The organism is Acidovorax sp. DW039, assembly GCF_037101375.1.
Classification (GTDB): Bacteria; Pseudomonadota; Gammaproteobacteria; order Burkholderiales; family Burkholderiaceae_C; genus Acidovorax.
Genome location: NZ_AP029019.1, coordinates 3,700,039 through 3,718,586, shown reverse-complemented (window position 1 = coordinate 3,718,586; position 18,548 = coordinate 3,700,039). Strand labels below are relative to the sequence as shown.

Below are 18,548 nucleotides of genomic sequence, written 5' to 3'. Positions count from 1 at the left end.
GAAGGCGGGCTGGGTGAGAAGCTGTTCAAAGGACTCACGCAGCGGCCATGCTGGCCTCGCGGGGTAATAGCTGGGCCATGCGTTCGCGCACGCTCTGTGCGCGCTCTTCGCCCGCGAGGTGGGTGATTTCTTCCAGCAGGGACTCACTCACATCCAGCATGCTGTCCCGGTCTCGGGCGCTGCGTAGGGCGCTGTGGAAATGCTGGGCCATGGCCGGGTCACGCCGTGCAAACATGCGCTCGCAAATGTCGAACAGGTACATGCGTGCGCCCGCTAGTGATCGCAGGGCGTCAGCAGGCTGTGCGGGCTCGGCTGGCTTGGCCTGGGCCGCAGGCTGTGCGCTGACCACGGCCTCCTGCGCAGCTGCAGGGCTGCCAGAGGTATTCATAGCGGCGAGATAGCCTTGGCGCAGCAGGTGCTCGACAATCTGGGCACCGCCGCCGTTGTACATGGCTTGCAGGTCGGACAGGGGTTTGCCATCGGCCAGCAGCAACAGCGAGCGCTCGCGCAGGCTCAGTGTGCGCATGCCGGGTGCGAGTTCCTGTCGGGCTTTGTCGGTTTTGATGAGCAGCATGGCGGGAGGTCTCACGGGCAGTGGCCGGTATTGCACCAGCGCGCCGTGACATGTGCGTGACGCTACCGAGCGGTAACGCCACTGACGCTGGTGTGCACTGACTGCCGGTGGATTACGATCGCTATAATTTTTATAGCTTCTTGCGCTTGTTGGATAAGCGCTGCAATGCTTTTTGATGCTGATAGGCAGTGTCTTCCAGGGATGATTTCCGAATGACCTTGTTGCTTGCGCCCATGGAGGGCCTGCTGGATTTTGTGTTGCGTGATGTGCTCACCCGGGTGGGGGGCGTGGACCGCTGCGTGTCGGAGTTCATTCGCATCACCGGCTCACTGTTGCCCGACAAGGTGTTCCTGCGCTACGTGCCTGAGTTACTGAACGGCAGCCGCACTGCGGCGGGCGTTCCTGTGCGGGCACAGCTGCTGGGCTCAGACCCTGTATGCATGGCGGAAAACGCTGCGCGTCTGGCCGCCCTGAATCCCGAGGGGATCGACCTGAACTTTGGCTGCCCCGCCAAAGTGGTGAATCGCCACGGTGGGGGCGCGGCCCTGTTGCAAGAGCCTGAACGCATTGCGCAGGTGGTGGCCGCCGTGCGCCGCGCAGTGCCTGCGCATCTGCCGGTGTCTGCCAAGATGCGGTTGGGCTTCAACGACACATCGCTGATGCGTGAATGCGCCCAGGCCATGCAGGATGGCGGCGCAGCAGAACTGGTGGTGCATGCGCGCACCAAGTCCGACGGCTACCGCCCTCCGGCCTATTGGGAGCTGATTCCGGAAATCCGGGCCGCGGTGCGCATTCCGGTGGTGGCCAACGGCGAAATCTGGACGGTGCAAGACGCCCAGCGGTGCCGCGAGGTGTCTGGCTGCAACGCGCTCATGCTGGGGCGCGGCGCGGTGGCAGACCCGGGCCTGGCCCGTGCCCTGCGTGCGGCAGATTCTGGGCAGGCGGGCACGGACACGGTGCGGTGGGCGGACCTTCTGCCCCATCTGCAGACCTTCTGGGACCTGGTGTGCGCAGACTTGGAGCCCAGGCAACGCGCGGGCCGCCTCAAGCAGTGGCTCAACCTGCTGCGCAGGCGCTACCCTGAAGCCCAGCAGGCGTTTGACCATGTGCGCACACTGACTGACCAGCGTGAAATCACCCTCTGGATCGGGCAGCTGCAAACTGCCGCAGGGGGAGAGCGGGCGGGCTGATCTCGGTCTGCATGATTGCAGTTGCAACCACCGTTTGGGCTGAGCCGGCCCAAGCGTTGCACAGTGCGTCCCACTTTCTGGGCGCATTCAAGGGGTTTGAGGCCGGTTCCATGAGCGGTGCGAGCAGGCGACGGAACAACAACTCCAGGGGGCGTGTTGGTTGCACTTAAAGCAAGTGATCCGGCGCAAAGGGCTTGAGCAGCCACAACAGCCAACGCAAGGGGGCGCTGGTGTCTGGCTCGGTCGTGGCGTCTGCCAGCCCGCTGCCTTCGGGGGCTCGCCACAGCAGCTTGCCATCCGCATCTCTCTCCAGCCTCCACGCTGCCTCACGCAGCGCAGTCTCTATCTGTTCGGTGGCCTGCGTGGCGAGGCCGGTGCTGCGAATCAGGAGTGCGATCTCCGTGTTTTGCAGCTGGGAGCGCAGATCGAGGTTCATGGAGCCGATGGCGAGCAATCGCCCATCCAGAATGAGCAATTTGGAGTGCAGCATGGCGCGGGAGCTGCCTGCACCGCCTGCACCACCGCTGCTGCCCGATGCATTGAGCACATTGCTCAGGCCCGACAGTTCGCTGCGCATTTCATACAGCTGCACCCCGGCTTGCAGCAGATCAGGGCGGTGCCTTGCGTAGCCCGCATGGGCCAGCGGTGCGTCGTTGGAGGCCAGCGAGTTGGTGAGCACGCGCACGCGCACGCCGCGCGCCACTGCGTCTGCAAAAGCCTTTTTCATGTCCGGCCCCGGCACAAAGTAGGGCGACACGATGAGCATGTCTTTTTGGGTTTGCGCCATCAATGCCAGCAGCCCATCCACCACGGTTTCGCCTTGGGTGGGTTCAGCCACGGGTGCGGCCTCAGCCTGGGCTTTGGTTTGCTGCGTTGGACCCGGTACGCTGGTCTTGGCGGCAAAGGCTTGGGCTTTGGCGGGCGCTGAAGCGGCGGTTGGGGTCATGGGCGATGGGGGCGTCGGCGATGACGCAGCCGTGCCTGCCCCTTCCGCCGAAATCTTGGTGGGCTCATCCACCAGAACCGCAGCGGGTGCCCAGGTCCACCGGGCCTTGCTCAAATCCATGGGTTGCTGCCCCCAAATGCGGGCGCGTTGCTGCTGTGCGGTAGGAGACGAAGCTTTGGGCGCAGGCAACGGCTCGCCACTGCCTTCGCCCTCACCGTCCCGCACGGCCTTGACGCGTGGGCGGCTTGCCCCTTCGGCAGATTGAAAAGCCCCTCGCATGCGCTGCAGCTCCTGGTGCGAGATCAGCGACTGCACCGGATAGGCGCGCGGGTTGTTCCAGTACGCATCAAAGGTGCGTGACAGCTCCTGCACCACGGGCCCGTTGGCAAGCACATCCAGATCCACGAAGTTGCCTGCTTCATCGTTGCCGAAATAGGCATTGCCCAGGTTGCGGCCGCCTGCAATTCCCATCGCGTTGTCGGCAATGAACAGCTTGTTGTGCATGCGCTGCTGCACGCGCGAGAAGTCTCCCAGCAGGCTGAACATGCGCCCCAGTTGGGAGTTGCGTGCCCCCACCAGCGGGTTGAACATGCGCATCTCGATGTTGGGCGCAAAAGCCAGGCGCATCACCTGTGCATCCCGTCCGGTGCTGTGGAAATCATCCAGCAGAACGCGCACCCGCACCCCTCTTTGTGCAGCGGCAAGCACACCACGCAGCAGGCGCTCCGTGCTGGCATCTGCGTGGATAGCGTAGTACTGCAGGTCCAGCGTTTTCTGGGCCGATTCCACCAGTGCCAGGCGGCTGCTGTAAGCCGCTTCCGGGCCACTGAGCAGCACAAAGCCCGAGGCGTGGGAAGTGCGGGCCGCCTGCCGCTGTTGCTGCACCTGCTGACCGAGGGCTGTGGTTTCAGGCGCTTCCAGTGCGTGGCTTACTGGGCGGTCTACATGCTCTGGCAGACCTGCGCAGCCCGACAGCAGTGCACCTAGGGCGATAGCTGTTGCCGTGAAGAAGGCCAAGCCTGTGGCAAATCCAAAGCGATGGCCAGACGCTGGCCGGGGCAGGGCAGGGGGCATATTGGCGCGTGAAGATGAACGGGCAGTACGCCCGCCATCACTGTAATGCGCAGTGTTCTGCAGAGCTGTCGGACAACGCGCCAACCGCGCTCTGGAACACTCCGGAGGGCCTCCGCAGCGCGTTGAGCGAGCATGTGCAGCCCAAGAGGCTGGCGACCCCTGCCTTACCAGCTCACTTCGCGATCAGGGGTTGCGCTGATCTTGTGAATGGACAGGTCGGCACCGTCAAATTCCTCTTCCTGGCTCAGCCTCAGGCCCACGGTCGCTTTCAGGGTGCCGTACACCACAGCTCCTCCCAGCAGCGCCCATACCACCCCGAGCAGAGTGCCAATCAGCTGGCCGCTGAAGCTGATGCCCCCCAGGCCACCCAGCGCCTTGCTGCCAAAAATGCCTGCCGCCAGACCACCCCAGGTACCGCACAGGCCATGCAGGGGCCACACGCCCAGCACATCGTCAATCTTCCATTTGTTCTGCGTCAGCGTGAACATCACGACGAAGATCGCGCCAGCGACTGCGCCCACCACCAGCGCACCCAGAGGGTGCATCAGATCAGAGCCTGCGCATACGGCCACCAGTCCGGCCAGAGGGCCGTTGTGCACAAAGCCGGGGTCGTTTTTGCCCATGACCAGCGCCGTCAGGGTGCCGCCCACCATGGCCATCAGCGAGTTCACCGCCACCAGGCCCGAGAGCTTGTCCACGCTTTGCGCGCTCATCACATTGAAGCCGAACCAGCCCACGATCAGAATCCAGGCTCCCAATGCGAGGAAGGGAATATTGGAAGGGGGGTGCGCGGAAATGGCGCCGTCCTTGCGATACCGGTTGGCGCGAGAGCCCAGCAGGATCACGGCTGGCAGTGCAATCCATCCGCCCATGGCATGCACCACGACCGACCCGGCAAAGTCATGGAACTCTTCCCCTGTCAGCGCCTTGATCCAGGCCTGCACGCCGAAGTGCTGGTTCCAGGCAATGCCTTCGTAGAATGGGTACACAAACCCCACAATCACCGCTGTGGCAAGGAGTTGAGGCCAGAACCGGGCCCGCTCGGCAATCCCGCCGGAGATGATGGCAGGGATGGCGGCGGCAAACGTGAGCAGGAAGAAAAACTTCACCAGCCCATAGCCGCTTTGCAGAACCAGGGTGTCCGCACCTACAAAAAAGTGGGTGCCATAGGCTACCCCGTAGCCCACCACAAAGTAGACCACGGTGGAGACAGAGAAATCGACCAGAATTTTGACCAGCGCGTTCACCTGGTTCTTTTTGCGTACGGTACCCAGTTCAAGAAAGGCGAAACCCGCATGCATGGCAAGCACCATGATGGCGCCCAGCAGAATGAACAAGGCGTCCGTGCCCTGTTTGAGTGCTTCCATATCGTCCTCAAGCTGTGATGGTGTGTGTTTTGGTGCATGCGAGAGGTGCATTCACCAGTTTTGCACCATGAAAAAGCAAGAAGTGCGCCAGCTTGGTGCTGTGTGGTGGCGTGTGTGGGCCGTGTTGGTGCCTGTGGGTGGGGTGGGCGCAGACAGCCCATACGGCGCATGCCAGAGGCAGACCGTGGTGTGAGGCAGGCAGAATTCATGTGTAAAAAAATAGCCTCTAGCGCCCATCCCATGAGCGCAAGAAGCTATCTTTTATGTAGCAAAAGTCGAGGAGCGGTTTCGTTGGAGTGGCCGGTTGGCCGCTGCTGACTTGCCCCTGCTGCGTTAGCTGGTTACGGCAGGTGCGGCCATCATGCGCTCCACATACCGGGCGATCAGGTCAATTTCCAGGTTGACTTTCGAGCCTGCCTTGAGCGCGCCCAAAGCTGTGTTCTCCACGGTGTGAGGAATCAGGTTGATGCTGACTTCGCAGCCTGCCTCGGAATCCGCAATCCGGTTCACCGTGAGGCTTACACCATTGACGGTAATGGAGCCCTTGTAGGCAAGGTAGCGGCCCAGAGCGCGTGGGGCCATCACCCGCAGCTCCCAGCTCTCACCCACTTGGGCGAAGTGTGTGACCTGGCCCAGCCCGTCCACATGGCCGGACACAAGATGCCCCCCGAGCCGATCGTGCGCGCGCAGGGCCTTTTCCAGGTTGACCGGGCCTGTTGTATCCAGCCCCGTGGTTTTGTCGAGCGATTCCGCAGACACATCCACGGTGAACTGCTGGGCTTCCAGGGCCAAGGTGGTGACGGTCATGCATGCCCCGTTCAGGGCAATGCTGTCCCCCAGCCCGACATCGTCCAGATAGCCCGCGGGCGTCTGGATAGTGAGGCGTTTGCCGTGAGCGGCGGAGTCCCCCAGAGGGGCGACTGCTGTGATATGGCCTAGGCCGGTGATGATTCCTGTGAACATGGTGGTGATTTTGGCTAGAGCAGAAAAACGAGGTTTGCAGCAGGTCATTGCGCAGCACCATGCGCGAGCTGCACGGATGTCAAAGACTACGAATCAGATGTTTTGTTGGAGGTAAAGTGGTCACGCCCCCTTACGCGGGCGACGATGCGTACATCAGGCCCGATGCCTTCCACGCTCTGGAAAGTTAGGGGCAAGCCATCACCAAGATGGTCGATGGGCCCCCATTGGGCCATGCCAAACCCGGTGCCCAGCAATTGGGGCGCAAGATACACCAGCATTTCGTCCACGAGTTTCTCTCGCACGAAAGAGCCGTTGAGCTTGTGACCCGCCTCCACATGCAGCTCGTTGACGCCTTTGGTTGCCAAGTCGTGCAGCATGGCGGTCAGATCCACCTTGCCGTGTGGGTTGGGTAAATGAATCACGGTAGCACCCTGCGCCTCCAGTGCCTTCTTGCGACTCTGGAATGCCGCGTCTTGCGGGGCGGCGCAATAAACCCAGGTTTGCCGACCCGGCATGATGAGGCGCGCTTCAGGGGGCGTCTGCAACTGGCTGTCTACCACCACTGCATGGGGCTGGCGTGGGGTGGCGACCTCTCGCACATTCAGGCTGGGGTCATCGTCCAGCACGGTGCCAATCCCTGTCAGCACGGCACAGGCCCGCGCACGCCAGGCATGCCCATCCGCGCGCGCCTCGGCAGATGTGATCCATTGGCTCACGCCGTTGTGCAGGGCAGTCGTACCGTCCAGCGATGCGGCCACCTTCATGCGAACCCAAGGTGTTTTGCGCACCATGCGGCTGAAAAAACCAATATTTAGATCGCGTGAGGCGCTGGCTCCATCCCCAACTTCCACCTCAATGCCAGCTGCTCTGAGCTTGGCAAATCCGTTGCCTGCCACCTGCGGGTTAGGGTCAGCAATAGAAGCTACCACTTTGGCAACGCCCGCTCTAACCAGCGCATCGCAGCAAGGCCCGGTTCTGCCGTGGTGTGAGCAAGGCTCCAGCGTCACATAGGCTGTAGCACCACGCACATCGTGCCCGCGCTGCGCAGCGTCACGCAGCGCCATGATCTCGGCATGCGCTTCGCCAGCGCGCTGGGTAAAGCCCTGCCCAAGCACTTGTCCGCTAGGCGATGTGATGACGCAGCCCACGCGAGGGTTGGGGTTGGAAAGAAAAAGCGCCTGGGCGGCGAGCCCAAGCGCTTGGTCGATAGGTGAGGACGCTGAGGAAGTGGTCATTGCGCCCGCGATGGTAGCTCAGCGGTTACTTGCCCCAGCAGTCCGGGTCATAGCCGCTTTCGTTAGACTTTTTCCCGTTGGCACCGCGCAGACCGTTGTGCTCCAAGGTATACGCACCGCACTTATCCGTGGCTTGGGCTCCCTTGGGGGTCGCAGTCAGCATGTAGGTCACACCCTTGTCTTCATCTTTCCCACTCGTGGGCGAGGTGAGGGTAATGTTGTAGCGCTTGTCCTTGAATCCGGTCTTGCTCACATCCCATGCCAGAGTATCTGGCAAGGCAGCGGGGTAGACCCCCGTAGCTGTGGATGCGCGTTCCATCCACAACTGCGCTTGCAACAGGCCTGCACGGGCATCAGCACGATGGCCACGCCGCACGTACTCTTGGTAGCTCGGGATGGCAATGGCCGAGAGAATCCCCACAACGGCCACAGTAATCATCAATTCGATCAGCGTAAATCCACGCTGCGGCTTTGGCACATATCGAACCATGTCATTCCTCATTTCAGCTGACGCCAGCTGGGGCGCAGGGATTTTTCAGGCATACGGTTCAGCGTGTCACGGCCACCGCCACCGCCTGTTTTGTCCACAATACGATCACGTTTTGTGATCAAGACAGGAGTTCCTGTTTTGACTGCAGCGCGAGCCACATTCAGATCGCCAGCGTCGTATTGACCATTACCGTCATAGTCTACCAACTGCACGGTAGGAATCTTCCCATCCATGATGTTGATGAGCGTACGGAATTGGCTGCCCGCGCTGGTATCTACCTTCACTGGTACGCAGCTTTCATTGATGTTGTCACTTTCACTGTTTTTGGTGCCTGCAGGTGATTCTGAATAAACCGCAAGAATGTTACTACTATCAAAAAACTGCATGGGTTTCAAGAGGCGCTCTCCCGAGAACGGCAAATCCAGGTACCAACCTTTGTATGTCGACCAAGTTTCTTTATTCAAGTTCTGGGTTGCGTTTACGGTAGCAAAATCACCATCAACCTTAGAAACTTCCTGCTTTGCTAAGGGCTTTCCATCGGTAGTCATCGTGCCCACTGCTTCAGGGGTTGGAATACATGTGGCGGGTGCGCTGCCGCAGTCGCCGGTTCCAGGATGAACTTCAAGTGAAGTCTTGTCAGATCTCAAGCGGTAGCGCGCGTTATCCAGTACGGAATAAATAGTCTGCACTGGTTGGGTAATGTCCGTACGGCGATCCTGAGCTGTGAGATTGCGGCCCGTACCAAAAGCGACCATCATTCCGCCTACGGGCACTGTCTTGGCATCCTTGCCGGAGCCAACAGTTTTCATACGGTCATTGGGCCGGACAATCGGTGGAGCGGTGATAGGCTGCACTTGATCACGCGTTGTGGTGCTGGAGCTTGCCCGTCCACGCGCAGTAAAGAGCGGTTTATTTTTGCCAAAAGCCACATCCCAATTGGCATCTTTGATGCTTGTCAGGTCAAATTTCCACAGGTTTCCCTGGTTGTCGCCTGCATACACCACATCGGTCTTGCCATCGCCATCCAAGTCCACCAGTGCGGGAGAGGCCAAGCCATTATCAACGGCATAACCCGAGCCTGCTGAGTCTGTAGTGGCTGGAATAGTCTTCAGTTCTCTCATTCCATCCAGGTACTGAACCAGCAGTACAGGCCGCTGATTAACGCTGTTATAGCCATTCCCCATGATCACTGCCCAGCGGCCAGTGGTGCTGGCTTTACCGCTACCAAGGGCAGTTTCACTGTTCACGCGGGTGATCTGGGTCGCCTCTTGCATATTTGTAGGGTTGCGCCCTGGCTGGGCCACGATATTGCCAATATCCGCATCGTTGCCTGAGCCTGTTTCGGTATTGCTGCGGGTGCGATCCATGATGACCAAGCTAGACGGGGACTGAGTCTTGAACGAGTCGGGGTTTGTTACATCTAATACGAAGTAACCCTGACCACCAGCACCTAAGGTACCTATCAATACAGTTCCCCACCCTCCCGCTCCGCCTATGTCACCCGTCATAGGTGAACCGTCAACGTAGTAGCGATGTGCATAGTCTTTGTCGGCCAGGTCTTTAAGGCCGCTCACAACCCCTCGGGGCACGTAGGCGATTAACTCTTCACCGTTTTTCGCAGAAAAGCCATGCAACATGCCGTCGTTACCGCCTACATAGAGGACGGGTGTGCGGTCCTTCTGGCTCGCCACAAATTTCGAATATCCTTCAGCGTAATTGCCAGAGGGGCGACCCGTGTACCAGATTTCGGAGTTGACAATGTCGCCCTGTCGGCTGTAGCGCACGCGTAGGGGCTTATCTGGGGTTGTGCCTTCTTTGCTGCGGTCACCTCTGATGTAGTTAATGATGTCTTGGGCTTGGGTTTTCTGGGCCGTGGTGAAAGCGCCAGTTGTGGCTATACCCAACAGACTTCTTTTTTGTGCATCGCTGTATCCGAGCTCAGGCATCGTCGGGTCAGTAGTGTTGGTAGCCTTATCCCACTTGAACGGAATACCGCCGTTGCTAGCATCACTCCAACTCAAAATCAAACGGTTATCCACATTTGGCAAGGCGTCGAGTCTGTCAGCAGTGGATTTACCTTCCCAGCCTGCAATGGTGTCCGGGAATCGGATGCATTTGAGGTTGGGGTCATCCTTCGTTGGGCATGGATATTCTTCAGGTTCTATCGCACGTGTAGCTGTAATTGAACCACTCCAAGCGCGCTTGGGACTGTAAATCGATGCGAAGATACCCGCATTACTTTGAGAAACGTTATATCCGCTAGTGCTGCTACCGCCGGCGATTTCGTCTGGCAGGGGAGCACTTTCATCACTAATTTTGCCGATGATTTCTGTGAAAGCCTTTGCCAGATCCTCTGCTTCCGATACTGCATAAAATCTACCTCGGCCGTTAATTGCTGCATGCCATAAATCTAGTGCGCGCTTATCTTCACTATCCATGGCGGGCCAAGTTTGAAAACCAGTCACCAATTCGACGAAGCCGTTGTCATAGCCAAAAGGAACCGTTGTAGATGGTCCTATAATGTTACTGGCCCCTGGCCAAGTTGTGGCATCATCACTAAACCCAATGGTATAAGTGACCATATGAGGCCACGTTGCGGGATTATATTTTGGATTCCAATATTTTTGTAGATTTACAGATTTTGTTTCCGTTCCATCATTCACTTGGCAATTATTTGTCGTACCACCTAACCATGTTCCAGATAGCGCTAGACAAGCGTTCCGCCTTTGGGTGGTGGTGGTGCCAGTGGTTGTTATAATTTTAGTTTTATTTTTTGTCAGAGAAAATAGTTCTGTTGCTGGTGCATCGGTATAAACTTGGGATGGCTTAATCTTGTCTGCATCTTTTAAGCTTGTTGTAGATTGCAAGGGATCCATCCAGCTTTTAAATGCCCAGTCGGAGATCGTATCTGAATAGTTGTCGTAATAGATTCTGGTCTGGTCGGAGGCAGTGTTATATGCTTGGCGACCGCCTTGTGTAGCCCAGTTTTGTCCATCTTGATCTCCACCGGATACATCGCCGTTCCAGCGACCATCGGTCATCAAGATATGGTAATTCCGACGGCAACCAAGGTATTCTGTAGCTTTGCTACCCGTTCCTCCTGGGTCAGTAGCCCAAGGGCTGCTGCTGTTGAGTGGGCGCCGCATGTAAGCATCTGCTTGACTGGGGAGACGGTGTAAAGGAGTGCCGCCGTTTGGGGCTAAACCATTGACGAAAGTTAAGAAATTATCACGATGCTTCTTGCCCCCCACAATCGCATCTACGGGGCGCATAGAGTTAGTAGCCATACCGGCCACGTTAACGTTCTTCTGTGTACCGTTGTTCATGGATTGCCAAGCAATCCGTAATTTGTTTTCCGGTATAAGCGCCGTATCTTTGAAAACTTTATCCAAGGCATACTGTAAAACTTTTACTCGCCTGGCATCGTCCTTCCATTTGCCATTGCTATCGGGCACCGTGTAGCCTGGCCCTGTGTTTGATGAGCCAGTTGTGGAGGTTTTTACACCAAAGTTCATACTTCCAGAGTCATCAATGGAAATAATAACGTTTGGTGCTACAAATGCTGATTTGGATGTGGGTAGTGGCGGCTCTTTAACCAAATCTAGTGCCCAGCTTGTTAGTGGGGATAACAATGTGCTTGCAGCAATCGCCAGAAGACTTTTGGGGAAGGGAATTTTTGTGCTGTGGGGCATGATTGTTCCTTGAAGTCAATATGCTGAGGTAAATGTATTTATCTGTTGCATTGGCTGTAGTGTTAATCCTTGAGCCGCTGCCGGGCATAGGTTTCCTGTAGGACTACAGATGTGCCGGGTTTTGTGCCAATAGCTAAGACTGTGATTCGATATACCACGTAGACGTCAAGATTAAGAGGGAGTTGGCTACTGGATGAGTCAATCACGACATTTGCACTCTTGGCTTTGTCGCTATAACGTAGAATTTCAATCCAATACCAACCACCGCGTCCATCAGCTGTATCGGCCAATATGGGATTCGCGGGTTTGCCATTGGCACCCACTTTTGCGCCGGTAAACTGACCATAACGTGCTCCTACCCCTTCTTTAATAAGATCAGAAAGGGGGGTTTCGCCTTCTAGTTCGGCAGGCTTATAGTTGGCTTCCGGCTTGATGGGGGTGTCTGGCTTGACGTAGTTCCAAAAGTCTTGTCTTCCCATTCGGCGAGCGCAAAGCCCATCTTTGCAGCGTGTAGGCTGATCTAGCAAAAAAGTGATCAGTGGGTTGATTTCTTGAGTATCACCGGGAAACTGGAGTTTGCTGGTGTACGCGCGGCATGGCGCGCTGCTGCAAGGGGTGCCATCAGCCATTTCGCCGCGTATATCTAACTCGGCATCTTGTATCAAAGCTTGTGCCGCTTCAAAGGCACGTTGGTAGTTTGCATCATTACCTACCACCATTTCATTGAAGAGTGAGGTGCGAGATGCCCATAATGCCAACAGCATAGATAAGAGCACAAAAACAATTACTACAAACAAGGCAATCCCTTGTTGGCTGGTTCTTGTGTTTCCCATTGGTCTCTGCCCCTTGTTGTAGGGCGGGTTGGCTAATGGGTTGGACGAATTGGTTGGCATGGCTGCAAAGGGTGTGTGCTTGCTGTGAGATGGGCTGGTTTTTTTATGCGTTAAATCAGTCCCTGACTACGTAGCTGGAATGTGTTGCGGAACAGCAGATGCGCACGGTTCTTCCTGGTGTTCGTCAAGGTGGTCATATCTACGTTGTTTCCGCTGCAGTCGGTGTAGCTGCTGTTCGCAGGCATGTCGACGACTTCGTTGCCATAAAGCACTATGCAGACTTGCACTCCTTGGACAGTGCGCCAAATAGGGTCCGTGACATCGGTGGGCATATCACTTCCCTTCTTGAATTGAACTTTGGTGCCGCTGCCATCGTTGGTTTGCACTATGTAATTCACGAGGAACTCCGCAACGTTTTGAGCGATAGGTTGAGCGGCGGCTCCATTCCCTCCGCAGCTAAGCATGTTATCGGCGAAGCTGAAAATGCTCTCAACGCGTTCATCAGTCTTATTATTGGCTGGGGCTCCCACGCAATTACGTGCTAGATAATCTGTGCCTACGGTTGTGGTGGTTGCGTTGTCGGCGATAAAAACATTATCCTGGTAACGCCTAAAACCTGTTGTAACGCTGCTCGCAGTTCCCTTGATAGTGTCCTGTTGTGAGAAGCTGTTGCCTCCCCCTTGTCCGGTGGCCTGAATCTCAAAGGCAACAGCGGTAAGTACATCTGCGCTTGCAGCGCTAGCTGGATTGGGGTTGAGATACAGAGACCCGGACTGTCGCAGCTGCTGACCGATAGTCCGGAGAATATAAGCTCCCTGTTGCTGTAAGCCGCTTGCGTCACTCACGGTGCCTGAAACACCACGAGAAACCATCAATGCGCCCATTGCGACCGCAATCACCAGCAAGCCGATGGCAATACCTACCATCAGCTCGATCAATGTCACACCGCGTTGATGAATCATTTTTTTTCGACTTTTCATGTTCAATGCATTGCTTGGTACGTACTCGGCCGTATTGAGGGATTTGTATTCACGAGCAGTAAAACTTCTTTTTACCGCTGCCGTCTTCATAAGGTGCGCATCGCGCAGCTACGGGTATGTACTGCAAGTGACAGGTTCTATTTGCAGGGCAGGCATTCGTGACATCTGTTCCTGACAGCAATTTGCTGTCAGAGGCGCGGAACTTGCTGGCATCAATGTCGTCCTTGTAGCCGCCGGAGCCTGTAGTCGTCTCTTTCTCGTTTTCGCGCCAGGCGATCATCACTCCCAACTGTCGTCTATTGACATCCACGCCTGGGGGGTCAACATCCTCGCCTGGCGCAAGAAAGACACTCGCTTGGCCGGCGGGTAGGCTTTGTTCTACGGTTGTTTTCCACTGCTTCAGGTCGTATGTCACCAGTTCAGCGGGGGTGCACGCCACAGTGCTGCAGTCTGTAGCAGTAATCAGCGCGCTGCCTTTCTTGTTGTAGCCGGATTCGTAGCTTTTAATATTGGTGAGTGCATTGGGGTTGGCCTTCATGCGCTCACTCAAATCGTCGATCAGGCGTATCGCCTGTGCGCGACGCACTGAGGTAGACGTATCTGTCAATGTGCGCATCTGCACACCCAGAATGCCTAGGATTCCCAGCGCTGTGATAACCACGGCAACCAGGGATTCGATCAGTGTGATGCCACGTTGGTGTTGGTGTGAGGTGGTTGTCATGGCAGTCATGCTTTGCACGGTATTTCTTCTTGCGGAATGATGCGAATGCGGCCCCCTGAGCTCATGCAGACGCCACGTGCGCCTGGATGGGCAAGAGTTTTGTCGAGGGGGGTCAGGTTGAAACCGAGCCAGGTGCCGTCAACTAGGCCCCATCGGTTGAACTTGATAGTTGCACCGCCTTTGGAGCGATTGATATGGACTTTGGCCGATGTGTCAACGCGCTGTAAAACGGTTTCAGATGCGTTGCAGGTGCCATCACTATTGGTATCGTGGCATATAAACCATCCGCAATCCCATTCCAGCTTGTTTGAAGCTGTTTTGCAACCATTGGTGTTGTTGGGCAACTTCTGGATAGTTATTTGTCCTCCGCGCTTGATGGCTTCTGAGCGTGCATATTGCAGGCTGGCTTGGAGTTGCTCTGTTACCTCTTTCACTCGCCAACTCTCGATGATTGGCGTAAAGCTAGGGGCAGCCAATGCTGCCAAGGTTGCAACAATAGAGATTACTACCATCAATTCGATGCTGGTGAAGCCGCTTGCTGGTCGCCTGAATTGAGGGAAATGAAGAATGATGTCCATGGTGTTTGGGTCGCCTCATCAGGGGCACGCGGCACCTTGTTTCATTTGGGCAATGCGTCCTGATGAAGTACATAGCCTGATGGCGCTGGCATCACTTGCGTTCTTGCCTTCGGGGTAAATCACTATGTCGAGAGAGGTTGGCGCGCCACCACTTGTCTCTGACAGAGTGCCCCAGCGATCCAAGTACAACTTCGTCTTGTTATTACTTTGCACCAAGCTCACTTTGGCGGGCGTGGTGCTTATTTGCAGGTCTGTTGTTGTGCCGTTTACTGTTTGTGTGACCTTCCATCCTTGGCTCCATCCGTTGTATGCGTCAATAGCAATGCCGCCTCCGTTCTTGATAGCCTCAGACCGGGCGTAGTAGAGGGTGGATGTGAGGTCTTCCACCACGCTGCGAACACGCCAGCGTTCAATGAGTGGGGTGAAGCTGGGGGCAGCCAAGGCTGCTAGCACTGCAACAATGGCGACCACGACCATCAATTCGATGGCAGTAAAGCCGTGTTGGTCTGGAATTTGTTGGATTCCCGGGATGAGGGATGTTGCTTGCATGGGGCGATCCTAAGGATTTTGTGTTGTGTCGCAGTGGGTCGTGTGACTAATGGCCACGCCTTAAGGATGAGCGGCAGCCTATCTGCGGGTGTACCCCAAACAAGCACCAGCGTTAGGCATGCCTTTGCACTCTCTGTACAGTCTTCGATCACGCTCGGCTTGGGTTTCTTCGGATGGACTCTTGTGTGGGATCACTTTAAGGCCTCCTCGCTTTTGCTGTTGAGGCGCTTGGGTGGTCTTTGGTTTGCCTGTCTGGGATGCCTGGGCCCATGCAGTTCCAACGAGATGTGAAGAGCAAAGAAAGATGACTGTGCAAAACACGCTGCGCCAGCGGTGTGCGTGATGAGTGTGGGTAGAGTTCGTTATTTCCATTTGGGGTTGGTCAATGATCGGCTTCAGGATGATTGTGGGCTGGCTGCATTTGGGTGCTTGGCGCAGTGTTCTGGATTGCGGTTCCCTTTGCAAGTCCAAAAATTCCGTACAGGGTATACTTGGCAAGTTTTGCATGGTGCAAGACGCACGCCGTCGGTCATTCCAGCTGTTGGCGCAAGTAAAAACTATGGCTCTCATATTGGTGGGGCCACATTTAAGGAAAATCATGATCGCATCCTCCATCAAGGCCGAAGTCGTCAAGGCCAATGCGCGCAGCGCCAACGATACTGGTAGCCCAGAAGTGCAAGTGGCACTGCTGACAGCCCGTATCAACGAGCTGACACCTCACTTCAAGACCCACGCAAAAGACCACCATGGTCGCCGTGGTCTGCTGCGTATGGTGAGCCGCCGCCGCAAGCTGCTTGACTACCTGAAGGCCAAGGACGCTGACCGTTACACAGCACTGATCGCCAAGCTGGGTCTGCGCAAGTAATCGTTATCGCATGCAAAAACGCCTGGGTTAGTTCGCTAGCTCAGGCGTTTTTTACTTCGGAGTTGCAAAACGGAGCGAAGCTGTGTCATTCCAATGCAGTTGCAGGGCGCTGGTCATGCGGCAGCTTCACTGGAATGGCATCGTGTTCTGAATTGCTCTCCGCTCTGGCTGGTCTTCGGGCTGGCTGTTTTCTCAAGGAGCTGAAATGAGCATTTTCAATAAAGTGACCAAGACCTTCCAGTGGGGCGGCAAGACCGTCATCATGGAAACGGGTGAGATCGCCCGCCAGGCATCGGGCGCTGTTCTGGTCAACATCGAGGACACCGTGGTTCTGGCAACGGTGGTAGCATCCAAGTCTGCCAAGCCTGGCCAAGACTTTTTCCCGCTGACGGTTGATTACATCGAGAAGACGTACGCTGCTGGCAAGATTCCAGGCAGCTTCTTCAAGCGTGAAGCGAAGCCCAGCGAGCACGAAACGCTGACCAGCCGACTGATCGACCGCCCCATCCGTCCGTTGTTCCCCGAAGGCTTTTTCAATGAAGTGCACGTGGTGGTGCACACCATTTCGTTGAATCCTGAAGTGGATGCAGACATCGCTGCCTTGATTGCGACCAGCGCAGCCTTGGCTGTCTCTGGTATCCCATTCAACGGCCCCATTGGGGCTGCTCGTGTGGGCTATATCAATGGTGAATATGTCCTCAACCCTGGCCAGACTGCGCGCAAGAACTCGCAGATGGACTTGGTGGTGGCTGGCACCGAAGCCGCTGTGCTGATGGTGGAGTCCGAAGCCCTTCAGCTGTCTGAAGAAGTCATGCTGGGTGCTGTGGTGTTTGGCCATGAGCAAGGCAGGATTGCCATCAACGCCATCCATGAATTGGTGCGCGATGCAGGCAAGCCCGTCTGGCAATGGGAGGCACCCGCCAAGGACGAAGCGCTGATTGCCAAGGTGGTGGGTTTTGCAGACTCCAAGCTGCGTGCGGCTTATCAGATCCGTAACAAGCAGGCGCGTACCCAGGCGTGCCGTGAGGCCTACGCTTCCGTCATGGAAGCATTGAAGGCTGAGGGTGTCGAATTCGATTCCGTCAAGGTCGAAGGCATGCTGTTCGACATCGAGGCGGGCATTGTTCGCAGCCAGATTCTGGCTGGTGAGCCACGCATCGATGGCCGCGACACCCGTACTGTGCGTCCTATTGAGATTCGCAACAGTGTTCTGCCCCGTGCGCACGGCTCTTCGCTGTTCACGCGTGGCGAGACCCAGGCCTTGGTGGTGACCACTCTGGGTACGGAGCGCGATGCTCAGCGCATCGATGCACTGTCTGGCGAGTACGAAGACCGCTTCATGATGCACTACAACATGCCTCCCTTTGCCACGGGTGAAGTGGGGCGCATGGGTTCTACCAAGCGTCGTGAAATCGGTCATGGTCGTCTGGCCAAGCGCGCTCTGGTTGCCGTGCTGCCCACCAAGGAAGAGTTCCCCTACACCATGCGTGTGGTGTCTGAAATCACCGAGTCCAACGGTTCCTCGTCCATGGCTTCGGTGTGCGGTGGCTGTCTGTCGCTGATGGACGCTGGCGTGCCCATGAAGGCGCACGTGGCGGGTATTGCCATGGGCCTGATCAAGGACGGCAACCGTTTTGCGGTGTTGACGGACATTCTGGGTGACGAAGATCACCTCGGTGACATGGACTTCAAGGTGGCCGGGACTACCGCTGGTATCACGGCCCTGCAGATGGATATCAAGATCCAGGGCATCACCAAGGAGATCATGCAGGTGGCGCTGGCCCAGGCCAAGGAAGCCCGCATGCACATTCTGGGCAAGATGCAGGATGCCATGGGTGAAGCCAAGACCGAGGTGTCGAGCTTCGCTCCCAAGCTCTACACGATGAAGATCAACCCTGAAAAGATCCGCGACGTGATCGGTAAGGGTGGGGCGGTGATCCGTGCTCTGACAGAAGAGACGGGCTGCCAGATCAATATCGAAGAAGACGGCACCATCACTATCGCTGCCACAGAGGCTGCCAAGGCGGATGAAGCCAAGCGCCGCATTGAGCAAATCACGGCCGAAGTGGAGATCGGCAAGGTCTACGAAGGTCCTGTGACCAAGATCCTGGACTTTGGCGCACTCATCAACTTGCTGCCGGGCAAGGATGGTTTGTTGCACATCAGCCAGATTGCGCACGAGCGTGTCGAGAAGGTTTCCGACTATCTGTCTGAAGGCCAAATTGTCAAGGTCAAGGTCATGGAGACTGACGAGAAGGGCCGTGTCAAGCTGTCGATGAAGGCGCTGGCGGAGCGTCCCGCGGCTGGCGACCGCCCAGCCCCTGCAGAGCGGGGAGATCGGGAACAGCGTCGCCATGCATCGGAGCAGCAACAGCAACAGCAACAGCAGCAGTGATGTACGGGGCTTCGGCCCTGTATCTTCACGGCGCTACGTTTTTTATAGCTGCCAGCGCTTGATTGCAGGCGCTGGCATTGGTATTTCATCTAAACC

General features: G+C 56.7%; 16 protein-coding genes. 4 read left to right on the top strand and 12 right to left on the bottom strand.

The window, feature by feature from the left end; translation table 11 throughout:
- Nucleotides 1-34: 34 nt before the first annotated feature.
- Nucleotides 35-574: a hypothetical protein gene (locus tag AACH87_RS16630; RefSeq protein ID WP_338795608.1), complete on the bottom strand. Its 540-nt coding sequence runs from the start codon at nt 572-574 to the stop codon at nt 35-37.
- A gap of 212 nt (nt 575-786) precedes the next feature.
- On the opposite strand from AACH87_RS16630, the gene AACH87_RS16625 reads away from it, so the two are divergent.
- Nucleotides 787-1,764 (top strand): tRNA-dihydrouridine synthase, encoded by a 978-nt coding sequence (locus tag AACH87_RS16625; RefSeq protein ID WP_338795607.1) that lies wholly within the window; start codon nt 787-789, stop codon nt 1,762-1,764.
- 166 nt (nt 1,765-1,930) lie between these two features.
- On the opposite strand, the gene AACH87_RS16620 is transcribed toward AACH87_RS16625, so the two are convergent.
- Both AACH87_RS16620 and AACH87_RS16615 read right to left on the bottom strand, forming a co-directional pair.
- A complete protein-coding gene (locus AACH87_RS16620) occupies nt 1,931-3,784 on the bottom strand; it encodes a phospholipase D family protein (protein ID WP_338795606.1) in 1,854 nt (617 codons plus the stop codon).
- A 164-nt stretch (nt 3,785-3,948) separates the two neighbouring features.
- Complete coding sequence (locus AACH87_RS16615) at nt 3,949-5,151, bottom strand: ammonium transporter (RefSeq protein WP_338795605.1); 1,203 nt, start codon at nt 5,149-5,151, stop codon at nt 3,949-3,951.
- A 67-nt stretch (nt 5,152-5,218) separates the two neighbouring features.
- Between AACH87_RS16615 and AACH87_RS16610 the strand changes: the two genes are divergently transcribed.
- Nucleotides 5,219-5,344 carry a hypothetical protein gene (locus tag AACH87_RS16610; RefSeq protein ID WP_338795603.1) on the top strand — a complete coding sequence of 42 codons (126 nt, stop codon included), beginning with the start codon at nt 5,219-5,221 and terminating at the stop codon, nt 5,342-5,344.
- Nucleotides 5,345-5,484: 140 nt separating this feature from the next.
- Here the strand turns inward: AACH87_RS16610 and AACH87_RS16605 are convergent, their stop codons facing one another.
- From AACH87_RS16605 to AACH87_RS16565, 9 genes are all read right to left on the bottom strand, one after another.
- Entirely contained in the window at nt 5,485-6,114 is a 630-nt protein-coding gene (locus AACH87_RS16605) for a riboflavin synthase (RefSeq protein ID WP_338795601.1), read from the bottom strand.
- Nucleotides 6,115-6,200: 86 nt separating this feature from the next.
- Nucleotides 6,201-7,349 carry a bifunctional diaminohydroxyphosphoribosylaminopyrimidine deaminase/5-amino-6-(5-phosphoribosylamino)uracil reductase RibD gene (ribD, locus tag AACH87_RS16600; RefSeq protein WP_338795600.1) on the bottom strand — a complete coding sequence of 383 codons (1,149 nt, stop codon included), beginning with the start codon at nt 7,347-7,349 and terminating at the stop codon, nt 6,201-6,203.
- Between the two features lie 25 nt (nt 7,350-7,374).
- Nucleotides 7,375-7,839 (bottom strand): type IV pilin protein, encoded by a 465-nt coding sequence (locus AACH87_RS16595; RefSeq protein ID WP_338795599.1) that lies wholly within the window; start codon nt 7,837-7,839, stop codon nt 7,375-7,377.
- 8 nt (nt 7,840-7,847) lie between these two features.
- Entirely contained in the window at nt 7,848-11,531 is a 3,684-nt protein-coding gene (locus AACH87_RS16590) for a PilC/PilY family type IV pilus protein (RefSeq protein WP_338795597.1), read from the bottom strand.
- Between the two features lie 62 nt (nt 11,532-11,593).
- On the bottom strand, nt 11,594-12,364 hold the full coding sequence (locus AACH87_RS16585; protein ID WP_338798998.1) for a PilX N-terminal domain-containing pilus assembly protein: 771 nt from the start codon (nt 12,362-12,364) through the stop codon (nt 11,594-11,596).
- A gap of 110 nt (nt 12,365-12,474) precedes the next feature.
- On the bottom strand, nt 12,475-13,434 hold the full coding sequence (locus AACH87_RS16580) for a PilW family protein (protein ID WP_338795596.1): 960 nt from the start codon (nt 13,432-13,434) through the stop codon (nt 12,475-12,477).
- A complete protein-coding gene (pilV, locus tag AACH87_RS16575) occupies nt 13,394-14,074 on the bottom strand; it encodes a type IV pilus modification protein PilV (protein WP_338795595.1) in 681 nt (226 codons plus the stop codon). Before pilV ends, AACH87_RS16580 begins: the two co-directional genes overlap by 41 nt.
- Entirely contained in the window at nt 14,071-14,643 is a 573-nt protein-coding gene (locus AACH87_RS16570; protein WP_338795594.1) for a GspH/FimT family pseudopilin, read from the bottom strand. Before AACH87_RS16570 ends, pilV begins: the two co-directional genes overlap by 4 nt.
- 18 nt (nt 14,644-14,661) lie before the next feature.
- Nucleotides 14,662-15,192 carry a GspH/FimT family pseudopilin gene (locus tag AACH87_RS16565; RefSeq protein WP_338795593.1) on the bottom strand — a complete coding sequence of 177 codons (531 nt, stop codon included), beginning with the start codon at nt 15,190-15,192 and terminating at the stop codon, nt 14,662-14,664.
- A gap of 598 nt (nt 15,193-15,790) precedes the next feature.
- On the opposite strand from AACH87_RS16565, the gene rpsO reads away from it, so the two are divergent.
- Nucleotides 15,791-16,057, top strand: coding sequence for a 30S ribosomal protein S15 (rpsO, locus tag AACH87_RS16560; protein WP_291486243.1), 267 nt, complete (start codon nt 15,791-15,793; stop codon nt 16,055-16,057).
- Nucleotides 16,058-16,262: 205 nt separating this feature from the next.
- Nucleotides 16,263-18,452, top strand: coding sequence for a polyribonucleotide nucleotidyltransferase (pnp, locus tag AACH87_RS16555; protein ID WP_338795592.1), 2,190 nt, complete (start codon nt 16,263-16,265; stop codon nt 18,450-18,452).
- Nucleotides 18,453-18,548: the final 96 nt, after the last annotated feature.

What these genes read in the sequence shown, in the direction of transcription:
- AACH87_RS16630 (WP_338795608.1), bottom strand. Translation starts at nt 574, where the DNA reads ATGCTGCTCATCAAAACCGACAAAGCCCGACAGGAACTCGCACCCGGC.
- AACH87_RS16625 (WP_338795607.1), top strand. Translation starts at nt 787, where the DNA reads ATGACCTTGTTGCTTGCGCCCATGGAGGGCCTGCTGGATTTTGTGTTG.
- AACH87_RS16620 (WP_338795606.1), bottom strand. Translation starts at nt 3,784, where the DNA reads ATGCCCCCTGCCCTGCCCCGGCCAGCGTCTGGCCATCGCTTTGGATTT.
- AACH87_RS16615 (WP_338795605.1), bottom strand. Translation starts at nt 5,151, where the DNA reads ATGGAAGCACTCAAACAGGGCACGGACGCCTTGTTCATTCTGCTGGGC.
- AACH87_RS16610 (WP_338795603.1), top strand. Translation starts at nt 5,219, where the DNA reads ATGAAAAAGCAAGAAGTGCGCCAGCTTGGTGCTGTGTGGTGGCGTGTG.
- AACH87_RS16605 (WP_338795601.1), bottom strand. Translation starts at nt 6,114, where the DNA reads ATGTTCACAGGAATCATCACCGGCCTAGGCCATATCACAGCAGTCGCC.
- ribD (WP_338795600.1), bottom strand. Translation starts at nt 7,349, where the DNA reads ATGACCACTTCCTCAGCGTCCTCACCTATCGACCAAGCGCTTGGGCTC.
- AACH87_RS16595 (WP_338795599.1), bottom strand. Translation starts at nt 7,839, where the DNA reads ATGGTTCGATATGTGCCAAAGCCGCAGCGTGGATTTACGCTGATCGAA.
- AACH87_RS16590 (WP_338795597.1), bottom strand. Translation starts at nt 11,531, where the DNA reads ATGCCCCACAGCACAAAAATTCCCTTCCCCAAAAGTCTTCTGGCGATT.
- AACH87_RS16585 (WP_338798998.1), bottom strand. Translation starts at nt 12,364, where the DNA reads ATGGGAAACACAAGAACCAGCCAACAAGGGATTGCCTTGTTTGTAGTA.
- AACH87_RS16580 (WP_338795596.1), bottom strand. Translation starts at nt 13,434, where the DNA reads ATGAAGACGGCAGCGGTAAAAAGAAGTTTTACTGCTCGTGAATACAAA.
- pilV (WP_338795595.1), bottom strand. Translation starts at nt 14,074, where the DNA reads ATGACTGCCATGACAACCACCTCACACCAACACCAACGTGGCATCACA.
- AACH87_RS16570 (WP_338795594.1), bottom strand. Translation starts at nt 14,643, where the DNA reads ATGGACATCATTCTTCATTTCCCTCAATTCAGGCGACCAGCAAGCGGC.
- AACH87_RS16565 (WP_338795593.1), bottom strand. Translation starts at nt 15,192, where the DNA reads ATGCAAGCAACATCCCTCATCCCGGGAATCCAACAAATTCCAGACCAA.
- rpsO (WP_291486243.1), top strand. Translation starts at nt 15,791, where the DNA reads ATGATCGCATCCTCCATCAAGGCCGAAGTCGTCAAGGCCAATGCGCGC.
- pnp (WP_338795592.1), top strand. Translation starts at nt 16,263, where the DNA reads ATGAGCATTTTCAATAAAGTGACCAAGACCTTCCAGTGGGGCGGCAAG.